Annotated in this window: 18 protein-coding genes; 9 read left to right on the top strand and 9 right to left on the bottom strand. The window is 56.8% G+C overall.

The window, feature by feature from the left end:
- The first annotated feature begins 12 nt into the window (after nucleotides 1–12).
- Both glnD and dapD read left to right on the top strand, forming a co-directional pair.
- Nucleotides 13–2688: a bifunctional uridylyltransferase/uridylyl-removing protein GlnD gene (gene glnD, locus AC2FAJ_RS12670; protein WP_008501914.1), complete on the top strand. Its 2676-nt coding sequence runs from the start codon at nucleotides 13–15 to the stop codon at nucleotides 2686–2688.
- Nucleotides 2689–2720: 32 nt separating this feature from the next.
- Nucleotides 2721–3545 (top strand): 2,3,4,5-tetrahydropyridine-2,6-dicarboxylate N-succinyltransferase, encoded by an 825-nt coding sequence (gene dapD, locus AC2FAJ_RS12665; protein WP_008501915.1) that lies wholly within the window; start codon nucleotides 2721–2723, stop codon nucleotides 3543–3545.
- Here the strand turns inward: dapD and AC2FAJ_RS12660 are convergent.
- Nucleotides 3542–4174, bottom strand: coding sequence for an ECs1377 family protein (locus AC2FAJ_RS12660; RefSeq protein WP_041911197.1), 633 nt, complete (start codon nucleotides 4172–4174; stop codon nucleotides 3542–3544). The two genes, dapD and AC2FAJ_RS12660, sit on opposite strands and share 4 nt — an antisense overlap.
- 251 nt (nucleotides 4175–4425) lie before the next feature.
- On the opposite strand from AC2FAJ_RS12660, the gene AC2FAJ_RS12655 reads away from it, so the two are divergent.
- The 3 genes from AC2FAJ_RS12655 (at nucleotide 4426) to AC2FAJ_RS12645 (ending at nucleotide 7254) form a co-directional block, all read left to right on the top strand.
- The gene (locus AC2FAJ_RS12655; RefSeq protein WP_047363662.1) at nucleotides 4426–4962 is read left to right on the top strand and encodes a hypothetical protein; all 537 of its coding nucleotides are present in this window, start codon (nucleotides 4426–4428) and stop codon (nucleotides 4960–4962) included.
- A gap of 9 nt (nucleotides 4963–4971) precedes the next feature.
- Nucleotides 4972–6654, top strand: a complete 1683-nt coding sequence (locus AC2FAJ_RS12650; RefSeq protein WP_395279033.1) for a hypothetical protein — start codon at nucleotides 4972–4974, stop codon at nucleotides 6652–6654.
- Nucleotides 6655–6867: 213 nt separating this feature from the next.
- On the top strand, nucleotides 6868–7254 hold the full coding sequence (locus AC2FAJ_RS12645) for a DUF3461 family protein (protein ID WP_014168696.1): 387 nt from the start codon (nucleotides 6868–6870) through the stop codon (nucleotides 7252–7254).
- Between the two features lie 92 nt (nucleotides 7255–7346).
- Here AC2FAJ_RS12645 and cdaR read toward each other — a convergent pair whose 3' ends face one another.
- From cdaR to dgt, 3 genes are all read right to left on the bottom strand, one after another.
- Nucleotides 7347–8504, bottom strand: coding sequence for a DNA-binding transcriptional regulator CdaR (gene cdaR / locus AC2FAJ_RS12640; protein WP_032644978.1), 1158 nt, complete (start codon nucleotides 8502–8504; stop codon nucleotides 7347–7349).
- Nucleotides 8505–8650: 146 nt separating this feature from the next.
- On the bottom strand, nucleotides 8651–10087 hold the full coding sequence (degP, locus tag AC2FAJ_RS12635) for a serine endoprotease DegP (RefSeq protein ID WP_047363510.1): 1437 nt from the start codon (nucleotides 10085–10087) through the stop codon (nucleotides 8651–8653).
- Between the two features lie 131 nt (nucleotides 10088–10218).
- Nucleotides 10219–11733: a dGTPase gene (dgt, locus tag AC2FAJ_RS12630; RefSeq protein WP_028015571.1), complete on the bottom strand. Its 1515-nt coding sequence runs from the start codon at nucleotides 11731–11733 to the stop codon at nucleotides 10219–10221.
- Nucleotides 11734–11815: 82 nt separating this feature from the next.
- Here dgt and mtnN point away from each other — a divergent pair, with 82 nt between their 5' ends.
- Genes mtnN through AC2FAJ_RS12615 form a run of 3 tightly spaced genes read left to right on the top strand, consistent with a single transcriptional unit; the run spans nucleotide 11816 to nucleotide 13952 of the window.
- A complete protein-coding gene (gene mtnN / locus AC2FAJ_RS12625) occupies nucleotides 11816–12514 on the top strand; it encodes a 5'-methylthioadenosine/S-adenosylhomocysteine nucleosidase (RefSeq protein ID WP_028015570.1) in 699 nt (232 codons plus the stop codon).
- Nucleotides 12507–13307: a vitamin B12 ABC transporter substrate-binding protein BtuF gene (gene btuF / locus AC2FAJ_RS12620; protein WP_041911199.1), complete on the top strand. Its 801-nt coding sequence runs from the start codon at nucleotides 12507–12509 to the stop codon at nucleotides 13305–13307. Before mtnN ends, btuF begins: the two co-directional genes overlap by 8 nt.
- A 21-nt stretch (nucleotides 13308–13328) precedes the next feature.
- A complete protein-coding gene (locus tag AC2FAJ_RS12615; protein ID WP_023616579.1) occupies nucleotides 13329–13952 on the top strand; it encodes a TRIC cation channel family protein in 624 nt (207 codons plus the stop codon).
- Between the two features lie 58 nt (nucleotides 13953–14010).
- On the opposite strand, the gene erpA is transcribed toward AC2FAJ_RS12615, so the two are convergent.
- Nucleotides 14011–14355: an iron-sulfur cluster insertion protein ErpA gene (gene erpA, locus AC2FAJ_RS12610; RefSeq protein WP_008501923.1), complete on the bottom strand. Its 345-nt coding sequence runs from the start codon at nucleotides 14353–14355 to the stop codon at nucleotides 14011–14013.
- A gap of 79 nt (nucleotides 14356–14434) precedes the next feature.
- Complete coding sequence (gene clcA, locus AC2FAJ_RS12605) at nucleotides 14435–15835, bottom strand: H(+)/Cl(-) exchange transporter ClcA (RefSeq protein WP_485454209.1); 1401 nt, start codon at nucleotides 15833–15835, stop codon at nucleotides 14435–14437.
- 177 nt (nucleotides 15836–16012) lie between these two features.
- Between clcA and hemL the strand changes: the two genes are divergently transcribed.
- Nucleotides 16013–17293, top strand: coding sequence for a glutamate-1-semialdehyde 2,1-aminomutase (hemL, locus tag AC2FAJ_RS12600; RefSeq protein ID WP_041911201.1), 1281 nt, complete (start codon nucleotides 16013–16015; stop codon nucleotides 17291–17293).
- 93 nt (nucleotides 17294–17386) lie between these two features.
- On the opposite strand, the gene fhuB is transcribed toward hemL, so the two are convergent.
- The 3 genes from fhuB to fhuC are packed head-to-tail and all read right to left on the bottom strand — an operon-like array spanning nucleotide 17387 to nucleotide 21053.
- Entirely contained in the window at nucleotides 17387–19369 is a 1983-nt protein-coding gene (gene fhuB, locus AC2FAJ_RS12595) for a Fe(3+)-hydroxamate ABC transporter permease FhuB (protein WP_041911202.1), read from the bottom strand.
- A complete protein-coding gene (gene fhuD / locus AC2FAJ_RS12590; RefSeq protein ID WP_028015564.1) occupies nucleotides 19366–20256 on the bottom strand; it encodes a Fe(3+)-hydroxamate ABC transporter substrate-binding protein FhuD in 891 nt (296 codons plus the stop codon). Before fhuD ends, fhuB begins: the two co-directional genes overlap by 4 nt.
- Entirely contained in the window at nucleotides 20256–21053 is a 798-nt protein-coding gene (gene fhuC / locus AC2FAJ_RS12585) for a Fe3+-hydroxamate ABC transporter ATP-binding protein FhuC (protein ID WP_028015563.1), read from the bottom strand. The genes fhuD and fhuC overlap by 1 nt, the downstream gene beginning before the upstream one ends.
- Nucleotides 21054–21079: the final 26 nt, after the last annotated feature.

The following is a 21079-nucleotide window of genomic DNA, read 5'->3' as shown; positions in this document are numbered from 1 at the left end:
GGGTGGCGCACGATGAGTAATCTATTACCCGAACAGTATGCTAACACAGCACTTCCCACCCTCCCCGACCAGCCCGATAACCCGGGCGTCTGGCCGCCGCACGAGCTGACCTGCGCGCACATAAAAGCCCATATGGATGTTTTCCACCGCTGGCTGGGCAGCGCGTTCGACGCGGGCGTCTCTGCCGAGCAGCTCATCGAAGCGCGCACCGAATTTATCGACCAGCTCCTGCAGCGTCTGTGGATCGACTACGGTTTCGGGCAGGTGAGCGACGTCGCGCTGGTTGCCGTCGGGGGCTATGGCCGCGGGGAGCTGCATCCGCTTTCCGATATCGACCTGCTGATCCTGAGCCGCAAAAAGCTGCCGGACGAACAGGCGCAGAAAATAGGCGAGCTGCTGACTCTGCTGTGGGACGTCAAGCTTGAAGTGGGCCACAGCGTGCGCACCCTGGAAGAGTGCCTGCTGGAGGGGTTATCTGACCTGACCGTCGCCACCAACCTGATTGAAACCCGCCTGCTGATTGGTGACGTCGCGCTGTTTCTAGAGCTGCAAAAGCATATTTTCAGCGACGGCTTCTGGCCATCTGAGAAATTCTTCGCCGCCAAGGTCGAGGAACAAAACCAGCGCCACCAGCGCTACCACGGCACCAGCTATAATCTTGAACCCGATATTAAAAGCAGCCCCGGCGGCCTGCGCGACATTCACACGTTACAGTGGGTCGCCCGTCGTCACTTTGGCGCCACCTCGATGGACGAGATGGTCGGCTTTGGCTTCCTGACCGAGGCCGAGCGTAACGAGCTGAACGAGTGTCTGCACCTGCTGTGGCGCATCCGTTTTGCCCTGCATCTGGAAGTTACCCGCTACGATAACCGCCTGCTGTTTGACCGTCAGCTCAGCGTAGCGCAGCGGCTGAACTATCAGGGCGAAGGCAACGAGCCGGTTGAGCAGATGATGAAGGATTTCTTCCGCGTCACCCGCCGGGTTACCGAGCTGAACCAGATGCTGTTGCAGCTGTTCGACGAGGCCATTCTGGCCCTGACTGCCGACGAAAAGCCGCGCCCGATTGACGATGAATTCCAGCTGCGCGGCACGCTTATCGATCTGCGCGACGAAACGCTGTTTATCCGCGAGCCGGAAGCGATCCTGCGGATGTTCTACACCATGGTGCGCAACAGCACCATCACCGGGATCTACTCCACCACCCTGCGCCATCTGCGCCACGCGCGCCGCCATCTGACGCAGCCTTTGTGTTACATCCCGGAAGCGCGCTCACTGTTCCTGAGCATGCTCCGCCATCCGGGTGCCGTCAGCCGCGGGCTGCTGCCGATGCACCGCCACAGCGTGCTGTGGGCCTATATGCCGCAGTGGTCGCACATCGTTGGGCAGATGCAGTTCGATCTGTTCCACGCCTACACGGTGGATGAACACACCATCCGCGTGATGCTCAAGCTGGAAAGCTTTGCCAAAGAAGAGACGCGCTCCCGCCACCCGCTGTGCGTGGAGCTGTGGCCGCGCCTGACCCATCCGGAACTGATCCTGATTGCCGCCCTGTTCCACGACATCGCCAAGGGCCGCGGCGGCGATCACTCGGTGCTGGGCGCGCAGGACGTGCTGAAATTTGCCGAACTGCACGGTCTCAACTCGCGCGAAACGCAGCTGGTCGCCTGGCTGGTGCGCCATCACCTGCTGATGTCGGTCACAGCCCAGCGTCGCGATATTCAGGACCCTGAGGTTATTAAGCAGTTCGCCGAAGAAGTTCAAACGGAAAACCGTCTGCGCTATCTGGTCTGCCTGACGGTGGCCGATATTTGCGCCACCAACGAGACCCTGTGGAACAGCTGGAAGCAGAGCCTGCTGCGCGAGCTGTACTTCGCCACCGAAAAACAGCTGCGACGCGGGATGCAAAACACCCCGGACATGCGCGAGCGCGTGCGTCATCACCAGCTGCAGGCGCTGGCGCTGCTGCGGATGGATAACATTGATGAAGAAGCGCTGCATCAGATTTGGGCCCGCTGCCGTGCCAACTATTTTGTGCGCCACAGCCCAAACCAGCTTGCCTGGCACGCGCGGCACCTGCTGAAGCACGATCTGTCTCAACCGATGATCCTGCTGAGCCCGCAGGCCACGCGCGGCGGAACGGAGATATTCATCTGGAGCCCGGACCGGCCTTATCTGTTTGCTGCCGTCTGCGCCGAGCTGGACAGGCGTAACCTGAGCGTTCACGACGCGCAGATTTTTACCACCCGCGACGGCATGGCGATGGATACCTTTATTGTGCTGGAGCCGGACGGCAGCCCGCTGTCCTCGGACAGGCATGAAGGGATACGCTTCGGTCTGGAGCAGGCGATCACGCAGCGCAGCTGGCAGCCACCGCAGCCGCGCCGTCAGCCGGCGAAACTGCGTCATTTTACTGTCGATACCGAGGTCAACTTCCTGCCGACCCACACCGACCGTAAATCGTTCCTGGAGCTGATCGCGCTCGACCAGCCAGGGCTGCTCGCCCGGGTCGGCCAGGTTTTTGCCGATCTGGGAATTTCGCTCCATGGGGCCCGAATTACAACCATTGGCGAACGAGTAGAAGATTTATTTATAATCGCCACCGCCGACCGGCGTGCCCTTAATAATGACCTGCAGCTTGAAGTGCAACAACGGTTGACAGCAGCCCTCAATCCAAACGATAAAGGGTGACGTGTTTTTTAGTGAAATGGAAAGAGTAAACAATGCAGCAGTTACAGAACGTTATTGAGTCCGCTTTTGAGCGTCGCGCCGAGATCACTCCGGCAAATGTGGATACCGTGACCCGTGAAGCGGTAAACCAGGTTATTTCCCTGCTGGATTCCGGCGCCCTGCGCGTGGCAGAAAAAATCGACGGTCAGTGGGTCACTCATCAATGGCTGAAGAAGGCCGTGCTGCTCTCTTTCCGCATCAACGATAACCAGGTTATCGACGGAGCAGAAAGCCGCTACTTCGATAAAGTGCCAATGAAATTCGCGGATTACGACGAAGCGCGTTTCCAGAAAGAAGGCTTTCGCGTAGTCCCACCAGCGGCAGTTCGTCAGGGCGCATTCATCGCACGTAATACCGTGCTGATGCCATCCTATGTGAACATCGGTGCGTACGTTGACGAAGGCACCATGGTCGATACCTGGGCAACCGTCGGTTCCTGCGCGCAGATCGGTAAAAACGTTCACCTGTCCGGCGGCGTTGGCATCGGTGGCGTTCTGGAGCCACTGCAGGCTAACCCGACCATCATCGAAGACAACTGCTTCATCGGCGCGCGTTCAGAAGTGGTTGAAGGCGTGATCGTGGAAGAAGGCTCCGTGATCTCCATGGGCGTTTACATCGGCCAGAGCACCCGCATTTACGATCGCGAAACCGGCGAAGTGCACTACGGTCGCGTTCCGGCGGGCTCAGTGGTCGTTTCCGGTAACCTGCCGTCAAAAGACGGTAAATACAGCCTTTACTGTGCCGTTATCGTGAAGAAAGTGGATGCGAAAACCCGCGGTAAAGTGGGCATCAACGAACTGCTGCGCACCATCGACTAATCCCCGACGCGTTGATAAACCGGGACGCGCCTGTGCGTCCCGGTATAATCATCAAAAACGTCCGTTTCCGCAGTCGCGATTGCCATTCCCTTTTTTCTCAATCCTGCGATATCCGCCGCCATACGCTGGCTCCCCAGCCAGAAAAGCCCGTCGAGAGCCGTCACGGCCAGACCCGACTCCAGCGCCAGCTTCAGTCGCTCACGCGGCGCTTTTACCTCTTTGGCGATCTGCCGGAAGGGCTCTGCAGTAAGCCCGGTGGGATCGATCCGCCGAATGCGGGTGCTCATGCGGTACTGAAAAGCCTCAGGAATCGCATTGAGATCGGCTTTCAGGCTGTAGACGCAGCCAAAGCGCTTGCCGTTAAAGATGACGTTCTTCTGGCTTAGCTGAAACTCATCGCGCAGCCCGGCGATAAGCTGAGGGGCGCGGGTCAGCACCAGCCGGAACGGCAGTTCGAAGCTGGTGACATAATCCACGTTCAGTAAGGCAATACGTAAACGCTCTTCCGCACCCGCCTTTAGCTGGCGGCACTCTGCGGCAACTTCTGCCCACTGGTGCGTGAGCCTTGGGCTCTCATCTGCGGCGCCAAAGCTGTATTTTTCGATCTGATAATCAATGCGTCCTGACATGTCATTATCCCCGCGGGCTACGCTTTCGTGCGATAACTTTGCCTCATTTCCCCGCTTTTGAATACCCGTCTCGCTCGCCTTTTCTCAGCTGAAGTAACAATGATGAATCTCTTTACAAGCAAGTTCACCTCGTTACTTAATGCAAATTTTTTCTTTTAAAACATAGGTTTGTTGAAAAACAGGATTAACGATATTATTCGTGAACAGCAAAAAATAATCTGGCCTTGCGGGCAATAAACGGGAATCGTGCAATGAGTCATTACGGCAAAATAATTGGTGCGGGGATCGCAGGTCTGGTCACTCTGGCCGGGACGTATTTATGGGGAAAAAATAACGGCAAAGACGAAGGGATTGCCGAAGGGCAGCAGATCGCAAAAGCTGAATACGCCGAAAAGATCAAAAAACTCCAGACTGAACTGGCGGACAAGATGCGCGATATCAGTAAACGGGATGACTTTATCCTCGCGGCATATGCGCTGGGGACATGCTGCATCAAGGCTAATGGCAAGACCCCAGCGGAAAATATTGCCCTGCTGGATGATGCAGTGTCTGGTCTTGTTCCGCGGGAAAAGTTACCTCAAGCCGTTCAGCAGAAGATCGTCGAGATGGTCGAAACACCGCCCAATCTGCCAACGGTTTGGTCACTTATAAATGAATATCAGCTTAACGATGCGAAAAGCCTGGAGAGGTTTAGCCTCATTGTTGGCATGATGGCAAGTCAGGATGAGCTAAGAACACAAAGCGAAAGTGATTTTATGGCCTCCTGGAACTTACTGGTTGCGGCCTGAGGACGACGGATGACAAATCTTAATGCACATCTCGCCAGAATGAAAAAGCTGCAACAGGTGCGGAATGCCCCTGCGCTAAAATCCGTGGCGACGGCGTCCGCCATCGAAGCTCATCTGACCGGAGAAGTCGATGCTGCATTTATAAAGGGGTGCGATACCGGCAGCATTTACCGCGAAGCGATCATGGGGGCCAACCTGACGGTCAGCAACGACGACGTTATGGCCCGCCTGGACGTAATCTCAACGGGCAGCGCCATCGACAATATCCTCGAACCCGTGTTTCTCAGCCTGCTCGACGGCACAATGCGCGCCTGCAATATCGGCACCCGACAAGGTGTTACCCCGTCCCGCCTGTACCAGGAGTGCCGGGCGTTCAGTTACGAAGCGCCCGAAAGAAATGCCTTTATGCTGGATAGCTACAGCGAGCACTTGAACGAGCGTCAAAACATTGACCGTTTTTCTGAACAATCGTCGTTTAACGGCGGCGAAATGACGCGCAACAACGACTCTCTGAACATGCGCGATGGTGCAAAAATGAAGGCCCGTAAAGAGAACCATTTCTCCGGTAATCTGCGCGCTGAGGATGAATATGGTAACGGCACGATCTACCAGTACAAAAAACATGCGAAAAGCGAGGGAGAGCAGAAGCAGGCTGCCGAAGTCGATCATGTCGTCTCCTGCGCCGAAGTATGCAACAACCTCAAAAGCAACAAAGCTCTGAAGCTTGATGACATCAAAAATATTCTCAATATTGACGAAAATTATGCTGTTACCAGCATGCAAAACAACCGTGGCGAGAAAACCGGTAAGTTCGCTAAAACCCGCGAAGAACTCCAGCAGGAGATCGATCAGGGCTTTGTAGTTGTCAAAAAAGGGAAAAAAGATGTCGCGCATCCGCTGACAGAAGAGGAAATCAAAACGCGGCAGGTGATGGTCGAGAAAATGGACATCGCGCAGCAAACGATGGATACCAAAACCAATGAAACCGTATTTGATAATATCCGCAAGGATCGCGACGTCCAAAAAGTTCTGGCGAAAGATGCGGCCCAGGCATCAGGTCATCAGTCGCTGGGCGATCTCATTCTCTTCATTATCAAGCCTCTTTACTATGAGCTGCGCAGCTGTTTAACGCACGGTATTGAAGCTGGCGTAGGTGCGAGCGATTTTTCGCAGGCTCTGTCGATTCGTCTTGGTCGCATGAAAGATCACATTCTCAAAAACGCTGTCGTTTTATTAAAAGATGTTGCCGTCGGCTTTATTAAAAATTTCGTTTCGATGCTGCTGGAAGGGATTGTTAACTGCTTCGTTGGCGTGTTCAAAAACATCATGCGGATGGTAAAAGAAGGCTTTAAGGTCCTGATGCAGACGGTACCGATCCTCAGGGATAAACACAGCAGTATGGCCCAAAAAGGCGATGCCATTCTTAAGCTTGTAGCAGGTTCTCTTTCCGTCTTTGCGGCTATTGGCCTTGAGTCATGGCTCAGCGGCCTTGGTCTACCAGGACCGCTCCCCATTTTACTCTCATCGGTCCTGACCGCCGTGATTACGGCGCTGGTGATGTTCCTGCTGGATAAGCTCGATCTGTTCGGCGTCAATCAGGCAATCAAAAAACAGCGGATCGACGAACTGTTGGAACAGGAAATTACCACCACGGAAAGCGAAATGCTGGCCTCCATCGCCTTACTGCGCTAGCGCTCAGATCGTCAGGTTTTGGTATTAAATTGATTTCCACTTGACGTAGTCGTTAAAAACAACAATAAACGAGTGGGGGCAATGCACCTTCCCTGCCCGGTAATTTCAGTGAAATGTAATCAGGATCGACCCCGCTTTTTTTGTATATGAGGGTGGCAAAAAGGAATTTTTTCATTAATTATTCAAAGGTTATGTTGAGATAAGGGTACCGCTATGTACGATAATCTGAAAAGTCTGGGCATTACCAATCCTGATGAAATCGATCGTTACAGCCTTCGCCAGGAAGCCAACAACGACATTTTAAAAATCTATTTTCACAAGGATAAAGGAGAGTTTTTCGCCAAGAGCGTGAAGTTTAAATATCCACGCCAGCGTAAGACCGTCGTCGCTGACGGCGTAGGACAAGGGTACAAAGAGGTGCAGGAAATCAGCCCTAACCTGCGCTATGTGATCGATGAACTCGATCAGATTTGCCAGCGCGATCGCACCGAAGTCGATCTCAAGCGTAAGATCCTCGACGATCTGCGTCACCTTGAAAGCGTTGTCACCAACAAGATCAGCGAGATTGAAGCGGATCTTGAGAAATTAACGCGGAAATAAAAGCAAAACGGCAATCCCTGATTGCCGTTTTTAGTGTTTGCGCCCTCTCCCCGTGGGAGAGGGATGGGGTGAGGGCACCAGACCGCACTCAGTCATCTCTGTTCGTCCAGCTGCAACGCGACATAGAGCAGCAGCCTGTCATCAAAGTTCCCCAAATCCAGCCCCGTCAGCTCCGAGATCCGGTTTAGCCGGTACTCAAGCGTATTGCGGTGAATAAACAGCGCTTTTGAGGTCGCCAGCGGTTGCACGTTATGGCGAAACCACGCCTGCAGTGTCCGGCGCAGCAACCCATTGTTGTCCATCGCCTTCAGGCGCGCTAATGGCCGCGCCAGCTCATTGGCCTGCCAGCCGCCGCGCAGGCTGTCGAGCAGCACCGGCAGCATCAGATCCTGATAGAAATAACTGCGGCTCTCCGGCATCCGCTGCTTGCCCACCATCATGGTGGTGCGCGCGGTACGCCAGGACCGGGCGATGCTGCCCGGCCCGGTAAAGTAATTGCCCAGGGCAACGCGAAAACGCAACTGGCCGTTCTCCTGCATACGGGAAATCAGCAGTTCCACGCGACGACGATGGTCCTCAGCATCCCAGCGGCCAAACGCATTGAGCGCCGGTTTGAGCACCACCATTTCCGTCAGCGAGACGATCGCCACCAGGTTGTCGCGCTCCGGCGTCGCCAGCGCATTTTGCAGTTGCTGCAGCTCGGCCATCGCGCTGTCTACGCCAAGCTGTCCGCTATCGACCTCAATCACCGCCACCACGCGCGGCTGGTTCAGATCGATCCCCAGACGCTGCGCCCATTCGCTGAGTGCAGGCGTATGTTCTTCCGCCTGAATCAGGTTCATCACCAGCTCTTCACGTAAGCGGCTGTCCTGGGCAAGCAGATGCATCAGGCGCGACTGCTCCAGCATCATTTCCGCCGTCATGCAGACCAGCTCGCCGTATTTACGCAGAGATTCCGGTTCGCCCGTCAGGCCAATGACGCCAACAATTTCCCCTTCCAGACGCAGCGGCAGGTTGATCCCCTGACGCACGCCGTGCAGGTGTTTTGCTACCGCATCATCGATATCAACCACGCGGCCCTGAGAGAGCACCAGCAGGGCTCCTTCGTGCAATTCCCCAATACGCTCGCGATCGCCGCTGCCAATAATGCGCCCGCGGGCATCCATTACGTTGATATTGGTATCAATGATGCGCATGGTGCGCGCCACGATATCCTGCGCCATTTTGGTATCTAGATGCCAGCCAGCCATGTAACCCTCCTGTGAGCAGAGCTCAAGCATAGGGAAGTTCAGCAGCGACTGCATTGTGCGAATGCACAAAGTGAGAGGGGGAAGTATGGAGTTGCGGTAGGCGTCACAGAAACAAGAAAGCCCCTGCGTACAGGGGCTTAAGAGAATTACTGCATCAGCAGGTAAATTGAGGTGTCACCGCGCTGGATATTCAGCGCCAGCACGGACGGTTTGCTGTCGAGAATTTTGCGCAGTTCAGCGATGTTTTTCACCGGTTGCTGGTTAGCCCCCATGATCACATCGCCTTTTTTCAGGCCGATACGGGCAGCAGGTGAATTTGCTTTCACGTTGTTCACCACCACGCCTTTGTCCTGGCCCTTGTTACTCATCTCTGCGCCTTCAATTCCGCTGAAGATGGTGCTGGAGTCCACCTGATTCTGGCTGCTCTGCTGCAGCTCCAGGCTTACGTTAACCGGTTTGCCGTCACGCAGCAGGCCAAGGGTCACTTTGCTGCCAATTGGCATCGAGCCCACTTCCGCACGCAGGGCGGCAAAGCTGCTGATCGGCTTACCGTTCAGGGAGGTGATCACATCACCCGCTTTAATGCCCGCTTTCGCCGCAGAGGAGTTCGGCATCACCTGGCTGACGAATGCCCCGCGCTGGGCGTCAACCTTCATCGCCTTCGCCAGTTCAGAGTTCAGTTCGGTACCGAGGATACCCAGCTCACCGCGTTTCACCTGGCCATACTGCACCATCTGCGCAGTCAGGTTTTTCACCATGTTGCTCGGGATAGCAAAGCCGATACCGATGTTACCGCCGTCCGGTGCCAGAATAGCGGTGTTGATACCGATCAGCTCGCCGTTCAGGTTCACCAGCGCACCGCCGGAGTTACCACGGTTAATGGCCGCATCCGTCTGGATGAAGTTTTCATAGTTTTCCGCATTCAGGCCGCTACGGCCCAGCGCAGAGACAATACCGGAGGTCACGGTTTCACCCAGACCGAACGGGTTACCGATAGCGACGGTGTAATCGCCCACGCGCAGCGCATCGGAGTCGGCAATTTTAATCGCCGTCAGGTTCTTCGGATCCTGAATCTGGATCAGCGCGATGTCGGAGCGCGGATCTTTACCCACCACTTTAGCATCGAATTTACGACCATCGCTCAGCTGAACTTTAATGGTGCTGGCGTTATCCACAACGTGGTTGTTGGTGACCACGTAGCCTTTTGCGGCATCAATAATCACACCGGAACCAAGCGCCATGAATTTCTGTTGCTGGCCGCCGCCCTGGCCGTCATCCCCTGCGCCACCGCCCTGACAGAACGGAGAACTCTGGAATGGCGAACCGTCCTGGCAGAACGGTGAATTGTCACCGAAGAACTGCTGGAAGTTACGCGGCATGCGCGGCGTATTGACGGTCGTGCTGCCCTCAACGTTAATACTCACCACCGATGGCATCACTTTTTCGAGCATCGGTGCCAGGCTTGGCATCTGCTGCGCGGTTGCTGCCGACGACGCGGTCTCAGCTGCAGTAGCAGTCAGAGGAGACAGCGCTAAACCTAAACTCAGAGCCAGTGCACTCATTGCTAATGTGGTTTTTTTCATGTTTCTCAATCTCGATTTACAGGTAACGCAAAATTGCTGTGTAACTCAGATTCATTTTATACCGCTTAGTTCCGGCCATAAGTTTATGGAAAAGGTAAAAATTTATTGGCCTTCTTTACAAAACTCCGGAATTATTCCACGGCCATGAGCTTGCGGTATTCATCCCAGGCATACAAATCGGTCATGCCGCTGATATAGTCCTGGATCAGACGGCAGCGATAATAATATTCCATCACCGGCCATTCCAGAGCGTGGCGATCCAGCTTACCCATCGCTTCGACATACGCCAGCCGATGGCGGGTAGAAAGTTTCTGATAAAGCCGGGATTCGATAGGAATTCGCCGCACGCGTTCTTTTTCCACCAGCTCGCTAAACTCCTCGACGGAGAGCTGAAGCAATGGGGAATAAATTTCGAGTAATCCACTGATTACACGGTATCCCTGCAGTTCCAGCTGCTCGACATCAGGATGGCTGAACACATGCCGCATCGCCACATGTTTATAAAGCTCAAGGAGTTGGCTGAAACTGCTGTCATCTTCCAGCAGCGCATGATTGAATTCCCCGCTAAAGATTTGCGGCAAATTATCAATAAAGCGCGAGGCGGCATACGGCACCAGTTTATTTAATGTATTGACCCGCAAATACATAAAGAACTGATCTTCCGTACTGCGGCTCAACGTATTTGAGCGCGATTTTTCCCAGGCATTTTCGACAACCTGCGCAAACAGCGATCCTTTTTCATGGGTTCCCCATGCCGCATAAAGATGCTGATAAAGCTCCTCGACGCTGAATATTCTTTTCTCAACGGCATCTTCCAGGTCAGCCACGCAATAGGAAATATCGTCGGCGGCTTCCATAATCCACGTCAATGGGAATCGGCCGTTTGGCGTCAGGGAAAGTTCTTTACGCAGCCGTTCTATATAGGCCTCTTCGGAAAGGTAATAGCCCGGTTTTTTCATTAAATAGCTATGGGATGCGGGCGTCTCCCCCATCCACCACGCGGGACGCGTATATTTCAAAATGCAGCCAACCTGCGCCCAGGTCAGGTTCATGCGCATCAGGGAGTGCACCAGCCGGATCCCCTGCGCGTTGCCCTCAAAGTGACAGAGATCCTGGCGCACTTTGCGGCGCAGATCGTTCAGCCCTTCTTCGCCTTCACGCAGGCGTAAATCGCGCACGATGCAGCGGTCATCGCTGAGTGGCTGGCTTGCCGCATCCGACGGATAAAGCCGTTGTTTAAACCAGTCATTAATAGCCGCCTCGCCAAAATGGCCAAAAGGCGGGTTGCCGATGTCGTGCATCAGGCAGGCCATCTCAACGATGCTCTCGAAAGGCCCCGTCAGCTCATCCAGGCCATAGGTTTCCAGTAAACGCTGCTCTTTGAGGCGGCTTAAAATCTCTTTGGCAATATAACGCCCGACCTGCTGCACTTCCATGGAGTGGGTTAAGCGCGTGCGCACCGCGGCGTTACGCTCCAGCGGGAATACCTGGGTCTTTTGCTGCAGACGCCGGATGGCGGGCGAGTTAATAATCCTGCCGCGATCGCTTTCGAAGATACGCAGGATCTCATGTTCGCTCTTTTCGCCCTGCGGCGAACGGAAACGTCGGTGCCAGTTAATTTTGGTACGAAAATCGATTGGTGACATGTGCTCCCCCGCGTGAGAATGCGTTTCCCCTTAACCGCATGATAGACTATGCCTCTTAACAAGGCACATCGCGAGTAAATCTATGAAAATCGGCATTATTGGTGCAATGGAAGAAGAAGTTACGCTCCTGCGTGACAAAATTGAGAACCGTCAGACCCTCTCTCTCGGGGGTTGTGAGATCTACACCGGGCAGTTGAACGGTGTTGAGGTGGCTCTGCTGAAATCAGGCATCGGTAAAGTGGCTGCTGCGCTGGGTGCGACCCTGCTGCTTGAGCGCTGCAAGCCGGACGTCATCATTAACACGGGCTCAGCAGGCGGTCTGGCACCGACGCTGAAAGTGGGCGATATCGTTGTCTCCGACGAAGCGCGTTACCACGATGCTGACGTCACCGCGTTCGGCTACGAGTATGGCCAGCTTCCGGGCTGCCCGGCAGGGTTTAAAGCTGACGATAAACTGATTGCGGCGGCTGAAGCCTGCATTGCTGAGCTCAATCTCAACGCGGTACGCGGCCTGATTGTCAGCGGTGATGCGTTCATCAATGGCTCCGTCGGTCTGGCGAAAATCCGTCATAACTTCCCGCAGGCGGTTGCCGTAGAGATGGAAGCGACCGCGATTGCGCACGTTTGCCACAATTTCAGCGTACCGTTCGTGGTGGTTCGCGCCATCTCTGACGTGGCAGACCAGCAGTCTCACATCAGCTTCGACGAGTTCCTGGCCGTTGCGGCAAAACAGTCCACCGTGATGGTGGAACGCCTGGTGCAGAACCTGGCGCGTGGCTAAACGGTCTATCAGGGCGCTGGCCGCCCTGCTGCTGCTTGCACCGGCGTGGCTGTTCGCCGCGCCGCGTGTGATTACCCTTTCTCCCGCTAATACCGAACTGGCGTTTGCCGCCGGGATCACCCCCGTTGGCGTCAGCAGCTTTTCAGATTACCCCCCACAGGCGGCCGGCATTGAGCAAGTGGCAACCTGGCAAGGGATGAATCTTGAGCGCATTGTGGCGCTTAAGCCGGATCTCGTGCTGGCCTGGCGCGGCGGTAACGCCGAGCGGCAGGTTAACCAGCTCACCTCGCTTGGCATCAAGGTCATGTGGGTTGACGCGGTAAGTATTGAGCAGGTCGCTCAGGCTCTGCGCGCCCTGGCCCCTTATAGCCCTGCGCCTCAAAAAGCCGAGAGAGCGGCGAACCAGATGCTCAGCGACTATGCCGCGCTGAAAGCCCAATACGATACGCCTGTTAAAAAGCGCATCTTCCTGCAGTTCGGCAGCCAGCCGCTGTTTACCACCGGAAAAGGCTCGATTCAGAACCAGGTGCTGGAAGTCTGTGGCGGTGAAAATATCTTTGCTGCCAGCCGGGTACCGTGGCCTCAGGTGAGCCGTGAGCAGGTTCTGGCGCGCCAGCCGCAGGCCATCGTCGTGGTCGGAAATGCGAGCGAGATTCCTAAAATTAAACAATTCTGGCAGAGCCAGCTAAAAATTCCGGTGATCCCACTCAACGGTGACTGGTTTGAACGCGCCAGCCCGCGTATTATCCTCGCCGCAAAACAGCTCTGTGCCGCCCTGGCAGAGGGTCATTAACATTTGTTCGAGGATTTAACGATGCTCGTTTATTGGCTGGATATTCTTGGTACAGCCGTTTTTGCTATCTCCGGCGTCCTGCTCGCCGGAAAACTACGCATGGATCCGTTTGGCGTGCTGGTGCTTGGCGTGGTGACCGCCGTTGGCGGCGGGACAATCCGCGATATGGCGCTGGCAAATGGCCCGGTGTTTTGGGTGAAAGATCCTACCGATCTTGTGGTCGCGATGGTCACCTGTCTGTTAACCATTGTGCTGGTTCGCCAGCCCCGCCGATTACCCAAATGGATATTGCCGGTACTGGATGCCGTCGGTCTGGCCGTGTTTGTGGGGATCGGGGTGAATAAAGCCTTCAATGCCGGAACAGGGCCAATGGTGGCGATCTGCATGGGGGTATTAACCGGCGTGGGCGGCGGCATCATTCGCGACATTCTGGCGCGTGAGGTGCCGATGATCCTGCGTACTGAAATTTACGCAACGGCCTGTATTGCGGGCGGCATTGTCCACGCGACCGCGTACTACACGTTTGCAATTCCGCTGGAAAACGCCGCGATGCTGGGGATGGTCGTGACGCTGGTGATACGTTTAGCGGCGATACGCTGGCACCTGAAGCTGCCGACGTTTGCGCTGGATGAAACTTCAAGATAGGCGTCGTTTATAAGCCCGGTGGCGCTTCGCTTACCGGGCCTACAATCCGCATTCAGGCTTAAATGCTGAACGAAGAACCACACCCGCAGGTGCTTGTTGCGTTCGGGTTGGTCACCACAAAACGCGAACCTTCCAGACCTTCGGTGTAATCCACCGAACCGCCCACCAGATACTGCAGGCTCATCGGGTCAACTACCAGCGCGACGCCCTGCTTCTCGATGGTCATATCGCCGTCGTTCACCTGATCGTCAAAGGTAAAACCGTACTGGAAGCCGCTGCAGCCGCCACCGGTAATATAGACACGCAGTTTCAGATCCGGATTGTCTTCGTCGGCAATCAGGGTTTTCACTTTGTTGGCTGCTGCTTCGGTAAACTCCAGCGGCACAGCTACGTCATCACTCATCTTATGCTCCCATGAATACTGCTATTGGGTAAAATTCACCCAATTCTTTTCGTCATTATCTAATACCCTGGTAATTCATTCAAGTATTCTGCGTGGCGGCCCGCTCCGCCTCTTGTTTTGCCAGGGTACGCGCGAGGATGGTGGAGTATAGCGGTTTTCCACCCAGGAATTGGGCTAATAGTGTCGCGCCGAGACAGGTAATGATCATTGGCAAAATGAGCTGGTAATTATCCGTCATCTCCAGCACCAGCACGATGCCGGTTAACGGCGCGCGCAGGGAGGCGGCCAGCAGCGCCCCCATCCCGGCCACTGCAAAGGTGCCGGCGTCCAGGTGGTAAGCGGGGAAACCTGCCTCAGCCGCCATACCAAACGCGGTGCCGAGCAGCGTTCCCAGCGCCAGCATCGGGGCAAAAATCCCGCCGGGCGCGCCGGAGGAGAAGCACAGTACCGTCGTAATGACCCTGGAGAAAAACATAAACAGCAGCAAACCCACGCTGAAATTCCCGGCTGCGGCAATGGGAATCAGCCCGAAACCGCCGCCCGCGGCATTCGGTTCGATAAAGCCGAGCACGCCACAAATGCCGCCCAGCAGGCCGCCCATCAGCACCCATTTCGTGGTATTGCCGCCGTGAACGCGCTGGAACATATCCTGAGCGCGTAAGATAAAGGTGTTAAACAGCGGGCCCACCACACCAAAAATCATGCCGAGGATCAGGTATAGCCACAGGGTGTTAACCGGTGCGTCGGTCAGTTTACCGACTTCAATCACCGCCCCTTCGCCATTAAAGATGCGAAAGACGATGCTCGACATAATGACGCCGGTAAACACCGCTTTAATGGAGATCAGGTTGTAGCGGAACTGCGCGCGCATCTCTTCGATGATGAACAAAATACCGGCCAGCGGCGCGTTAAACGCCGCAGAAAGCCCCGCCGCTGCACCGGTGGCCAGCAGCGTATGGCGCGCCTCGGCGCTGCGCATGCGGAACAGATCGCCCACCATGCGGCCGACGTTCCCCCCAAGCTGCACCGTTGGCCCTTCCCGGCCGAGCACCATCCCTGCGCCCAGCGTCCCCATGCCGCCAATAAACTTAACCGGGATCACCCGCCACCAGCGCACCGGGCGCAGCTCCTCCAGCGCGCCTTCAATTTCCGGGATGCCAGACCCGCCCGCCTCCGGGGCGAATTTACGCACCAGAAAATACCCCACCATGGCAAACAGCGCAGACAGGCCGAATGCCGCTACCCAGACCAGCCATTCGCGATCGGCAAAACCGGCTACGGTACCCACTCGCCAGTTGAGTACGGCGTTAACCGCTTTTTCAAACGCCACGCCAACCAGCCCTGCAAGGGTACCCACCACGGCAGCGGCTAGCAGGATCGCCAGCGGCGTTTTATCGCGATTGAGCAGCCGCCGAATGCTGATTCGGTGCTGGGCGCGCGTAAACTGTTGTTCTTCGAAAGACGGGGAATCTGATTTCATGTCCTGTTCTTATTCGTCATACAAAAAGCCGCGAAGATTTTACCAGAGACCTTCCCTGCGACGCCTGAAAAATACTTAACAAATCTTAAAGCATTAACAGGCTAAAAATTTCATAACCTTCTGCGGATCACTTAGAATAGTGTGCTTAATCATTTTATACGAACCAGGAACGACGCCATGAGCAAGTCTGAAAACCTCTACAGTGCAGCCCGCGAGCTAATCCCCGGTGGCGTGAACTCGCCAGTACGCGCCTTTACCGGCGTGGGCGGCACGCCGCTGTTTATTGAACGTGCTGACGGCGCGTATCTGTATGATGTCGATGGCAAAGCCTATATCGATTACGTCGGTTCCTGGGGGCCGATGGTTCTCGGACATAACCATCCTGCCATTCGTAACGCGGTCATCGAAGCCGCGCAGCGCGGCCTGAGCTTCGGTGCGCCGACCGAGATGGAAGTGAAAATGGCGGAGCTGGTTACCGAACTGGTGCCGACCATGGACATGGTGCGTATGGTGAACTCCGGTACCGAAGCCACCATGAGTGCCATCCGTCTGGCGCGCGGCTTTACCGGTCGCGACAAAATCATCAAATTCGAAGGCTGCTACCACGGCCATGCGGACTGCCTGCTGGTGAAAGCGGGCTCCGGCGCGCTGACCCTCGGCCAGCCAAACTCGCCTGGCGTACCTGCTGATTTCGCGAAGCACACCCTGACCTGCACCTACAACGATCTAAACACCGTTCGCGCGGCGTTCGAGCAGTATCCGCAGGAGATCGCCTGCATTATCGTTGAACCGGTTGCGGGCAACATGAACTGCATCCCTCCGCAGCCTGACTTCCTGCCGGGCCTGCGCGCGCTGTGCGATGAGTTCGGCGCGCTGCTGATCATCGATGAAGTGATGACCGGCTTCCGCGTGGCACTGGCGGGCGCCCAGTCTTATTATGAGGTTGAGCCGGACCTGACCTGCCTCGGCAAAATCATCGGCGGCGGCATGCCGGTCGGTGCTTTCGGCGGTCGTAAGGACGTGATGGAAGCCCTGGCGCCAACCGGACCGGTTTACCAGGCGGGCACGCTATCCGGTAACCCAATTGCCATGGCTGCAGGCTTCGCCTGTCTGACCGAAGTGGCGCAGCCGGGTATTCATGAAACCCTGACGGACCGTACCACGCAGCTGGCAAACGGTCTGCTGGAAGCCGCAGAAGAAGCGGGAATTCCGCTGGTTGTTAACCACGTGGGCGGCATGTTCGGGATTTTCTTCACCGATGCGAAAACCGTGACCCGCTATCAGGACGTGGTGAAGTGCGACGTTGAACGCTTCAAGCGCTTCTTCCACCTGATGCTGGAAGAAGGCGTGTACCTGGCACCGTCCGCGTTCGAAGCGGGCTTTATGTCCGTGGCGCACAGCGAAGAAGATATCAATAACACCATCGACGCGGCGCGTAAGGTATTTGCGAAGCTGTAAGATGTGCGGCTTGATGCCCTCACCCCAACCCTCTCCCACAGGGAGAGGGAGCAAACACTAAAACGGCAATCTAAAGATTGCCGTTTGCTTTTATTACCGACTCTGCTTTCTCAACAGATAGATAAAGTAAGGCGCACCGATAAAGGTCGACAGCAGGCCCGCCGGGATCTGATACGGGAACAGCACCATCCTTCCACACCAGTCGGCAAACACCAGAATGACCCCGCCCGTCAGGGCCGACATCACAATATGTGGCATCGTCCGTCGGAAACCCATCATTCTGGCGATATGCGGCGCCATCAACCCTACAAAGCTTAGTGGACCGATGGTCATGGTGGCGGTTGCCGTCAGACACGCCGCCAGCAGAAGAAGCGCGACGCGCGTTGGCGTCAGCGCTAAGCCAACCGCACGCGCGGTTTCGCCCCCCAGCGGCAGAATGGTCATCCAGCGACGGCACAGCGGTACCATCGCCAGCAGCACGATCATAACGCTTCCTGACCAGGCAACCTGGCTGGCGGTGGCGTTGTACGTTGAGCCGGAAATCCAGGTCAGGATCTTCGCCATGCGCGGATCGCCGCTCGCCTGCAGCATCATCAGCAGCATAGTAAAGGCGGTGCTGAGCGCCATACCGGCCAGCAGCATGCGGTGCGGAGAAAATCCGCCGCGGCCAGAGGCAACCAGAATAATCATCAGCGTGGCCGCCGCACCGATACTCCCGGCAGGCATCAGCCAGCCAAACGCATTGCCCGGCACCAGGAAGAGCATCAGCACCACGCCAAAGGCTGCGCCGGAACTGATCCCCAGCACTTCAGGGCTTGCCATCGGGTTACCGGTCAGACGCTGAATAATACAGCCCGCCACCGCCAGCATCACCCCGGCAATCAGCGCGGAGAGAATACGCGGCCAGCGCCACTGCAGCAGTTCGTTGAGTAAGTCACCCGTTGCCCAGTGCCAGCCTGCGGCATCGCGCCCAAACGCGAGGGCGGCAAACGAGGCGATAAGCAACACCGCAAGACCGGCAAGGCTGAACCACAGCACCGACTGACGTTCAGCGTAGACCTTATCGCCCGCGTCCATCGCTGGGGCGCTGATGCTGCGCAGACGCGGGAGCAGCCACAGCAGCAGCGGCGCCCCAATAAGCGCCGTTGCCGACCCGGTAGACACTTCCATCCAGACGCGCGCCAGCCAGATAATGATCTGATCGGAAAGCCAGAGGATCAGCGCCCCGATCAGCGGCGCCAGCAGCAGACGTGCCAGAAGGCGACGCGCCCCGAGCATTTTCGCCAGCAGCGGCGCAAAGAGGCCGATAAACCCGATGATGCCAACCGCGTTAACCAGCAGAGCGCTCAGCACAATCGCCAGCGTGAGCGCCGCCAGACGAGCCAGCGACAGCGCCAGCCCCAGGTTGCGCGCCACGCCATCATCCAGCCCCATCAGAGTGAGCGGGCGCAGCAGCAGCAGCGTGAGCACCACGCCGCCAAACAATTGTGGCCACAGGCGCTGGACGATACTCCAGTCGGTCTGGGTGAGCGTGCCGGTGCTCCACATAAACATGCTTTGCAGCTGGTCGTGGTGAAACAGCACCAGAAGCTGGTTGATCGCGCCGCAGTAGAGGCTGACGACCAGCCCGGCGAGGATCAGCGTGACCGGCGAGAGACGTTTTCCCCAGGCCACGCCAAAGACCAGCGCGCCCACGACGCAGGCACCTGCCAGCGCGGCAAACTGCGAGGTTAATGCCCCCGGCAGCGTCCAGAGGGTGGTGATGGTGATCCCCAGCTGTGCACCCGTCGCCACGCCCAGCGTGGTTGGCTCCGCCAGCGGGTTACGCAGCACCTGCTGGAACAGCACGCCCACCAGCCCCAGCCCCGCCCCGACCAGTAGGGAGATGCTAAGACGCGGCAGCAGGCTGTAGTGGAACAACATCTGCTGAATATTGTCGATATCCGGGGCGGCAAACGCGGCCGCCCACTGCTCGCGCGGCAGTGCCGTGGAGAGGTTGAACCCGGTTAGCGCCAGCGCCGCCAGAAAAATCAGCCCCAGCAGCAGCGCCGGGAAACGGGCAATACGCGTACTCATGCTTTGCCCCCCATCACGTTGTCCAGCACGCGGGCAAAGTGCATTGCCGACAGCGTCGCGCCGTAAAACCATACCGCAGGGGCGCGCAGGAAGCGCTGCTCGCGCACGAACGGCATCGCCTGCCAGAGCGGGGTCGCCATCAGGGTTTGCATTTCACGCTCGTTGCCGTGGTCAAAGCACAGCACGTCGACGTCGCGAAACGCCGCCAGGCGGTCGATGCCCACGGCGGTGCTTCCCCAGAACGTCATCTCGCCTTCCCAGGCGTTGCGAATGCCGAAGTTGTCGAGCACTTCCTGGAACAGGCAGTTCTTTCCAAAGACCAGCATATGGCGGGCATCCAGCAGCGTCACCATCAGCAAAGGCCGATCGCCACGGCGGGCAAAGCGCGGCTTAAGAGACTCAATCAGCGCGTCAAACTCATCGAGATGCTGTTTTGCTTCCGCTTCCCGGTTGAGGAACTGGGCCATCTCGTGGATGGAATTTTTTGCCATGGTCAGCGGCTTTTTACCGTCGCTAAAGGAAAAGCCTCGTCCCGGCGCAATCTTCGCCATGATCTCTTCCGACGGGCCATACCCCGCAGACCAGAATAAATAAGACGGTTTCATCTGCGTGAGAAGCTCAAGGTTTGGCTCCGTGCGCAGACCGATGTCGATGACCGAGTCCGGCAGTTTTGGCTCATTCACCCACAGGGTGTAGTTGGGAATGTCGGCCACGCCGTAGGGCGTGATACCCAGGGCCATCATCAGCTCGACGGGTAACCACTCCAGCGCCACGATGCGGTGCGGATCGATAGCGGCGGCGCGGGCCGGGGCCATCTTCAACAGCAGCGGTGAGAGCGCCATGGCCGTCAGCAGGCGACGGCGGCTAATGTATGTTGAATCCAGCATCAGTAGACAAAGCTCACGGGAGCAGCCCCGGCAGGGTGAGGCAAAATACCCATCGGAATACCGTAAATATGTTCCAGCGTTTCGCTGCGCATCAGCTCAGACGGCGTGCCCTGAGCGATCATTTCACCGCCGCGCAGCGCGACGAGGTAGTCACAGTAGCGTGCCGCCATGTTGATATCGTGCAGGACAGCGATCACCGTCAGGCCGCGCTGCTGGCTTAAGCGATGCACCAGCGCCAGCACGTCGACCTGATGGGCGATATCCAGCGCAGAGGTCGGTTCATCCAGCAGCAGGCAGCGGCTGTCCTGCGCCACCAGCATCGCAATCCACGCCCGCTGACGTTCACCGCCGGACAGACTATCCACCAGGCGATGCGCCAGCGGTTTTAGCCCTACCAGCGCAATCGCCTCTTCTACTTTCTCCCGGTCGGCGACGCCGAAGCGGCCAAGCGCCCCGTGCCACGGATAGCGGCCAATCGCTACCAGCTCACGCACCGTCATCCCTTCCGCCTGCGGCAGCTGCTGCGGCAAGTAGGCCACCTTGCGGGCAAAGGCTTTACTGCTCCAGCCCTCCAGCGGCCGATCGTCCAGCAGAATATCCCCTTCAGAAGGTGGCTGGTGGCGTCCCAGCATCTTGAGCAGCGTGGATTTACCGGAACCGTTGTGGCCAATCAGGCCCGTCACTTTACCGGCAGGAAACGTCAGAGAGAGCGGATGCAGCAGGGTGCGCCCGGGTACGCGAAAGGAGAGATTATTGAGCGTAAAGGTGGTGTCGGATTGCGTTTTATTATCCTGCATGTCAGCCAACTTAAATAAAAAGGGCA

Source organism: Enterobacter cloacae complex sp. 385G4 (genome assembly GCF_057320665.1).
The sequence above is the reverse complement of the archived record's forward strand: the minus strand, read 5'-3'. Positions and strand labels throughout refer to the sequence as shown.

Coding starts and splice junctions, on each gene's coding strand:
- glnD (WP_008501914.1), top strand. CDS start 13: ATGAGTAATCTATTACCCGAACAGTATGCTAACACAGCACTTCCCACC.
- dapD (WP_008501915.1), top strand. CDS start 2,721: ATGCAGCAGTTACAGAACGTTATTGAGTCCGCTTTTGAGCGTCGCGCC.
- AC2FAJ_RS12660 (WP_041911197.1), bottom strand. CDS start 4,174: ATGTCAGGACGCATTGATTATCAGATCGAAAAATACAGCTTTGGCGCC.
- AC2FAJ_RS12655 (WP_047363662.1), top strand. CDS start 4,426: ATGAGTCATTACGGCAAAATAATTGGTGCGGGGATCGCAGGTCTGGTC.
- AC2FAJ_RS12650 (WP_395279033.1), top strand. CDS start 4,972: ATGACAAATCTTAATGCACATCTCGCCAGAATGAAAAAGCTGCAACAG.
- AC2FAJ_RS12645 (WP_014168696.1), top strand. CDS start 6,868: ATGTACGATAATCTGAAAAGTCTGGGCATTACCAATCCTGATGAAATC.
- cdaR (WP_032644978.1), bottom strand. CDS start 8,504: ATGGCTGGCTGGCATCTAGATACCAAAATGGCGCAGGATATCGTGGCG.
- degP (WP_047363510.1), bottom strand. CDS start 10,087: ATGAAAAAAACCACATTAGCAATGAGTGCACTGGCTCTGAGTTTAGGT.
- dgt (WP_028015571.1), bottom strand. CDS start 11,733: ATGTCACCAATCGATTTTCGTACCAAAATTAACTGGCACCGACGTTTC.
- mtnN (WP_028015570.1), top strand. CDS start 11,816: ATGAAAATCGGCATTATTGGTGCAATGGAAGAAGAAGTTACGCTCCTG.
- AC2FAJ_RS12615 (WP_023616579.1), top strand. CDS start 13,329: ATGCTCGTTTATTGGCTGGATATTCTTGGTACAGCCGTTTTTGCTATC.
- erpA (WP_008501923.1), bottom strand. CDS start 14,355: ATGAGTGATGACGTAGCTGTGCCGCTGGAGTTTACCGAAGCAGCAGCC.
- clcA (WP_485454209.1), bottom strand. CDS start 15,835: ATGAAATCAGATTCCCCGTCTTTCGAAGAACAACAGTTTACGCGCGCC.
- hemL (WP_041911201.1), top strand. CDS start 16,013: ATGAGCAAGTCTGAAAACCTCTACAGTGCAGCCCGCGAGCTAATCCCC.
- fhuB (WP_041911202.1), bottom strand. CDS start 19,369: ATGAGTACGCGTATTGCCCGTTTCCCGGCGCTGCTGCTGGGGCTGATT.
- fhuD (WP_028015564.1), bottom strand. CDS start 20,256: ATGCTGGATTCAACATACATTAGCCGCCGTCGCCTGCTGACGGCCATG.
- fhuC (WP_028015563.1), bottom strand. CDS start 21,053: ATGCAGGATAATAAAACGCAATCCGACACCACCTTTACGCTCAATAAT.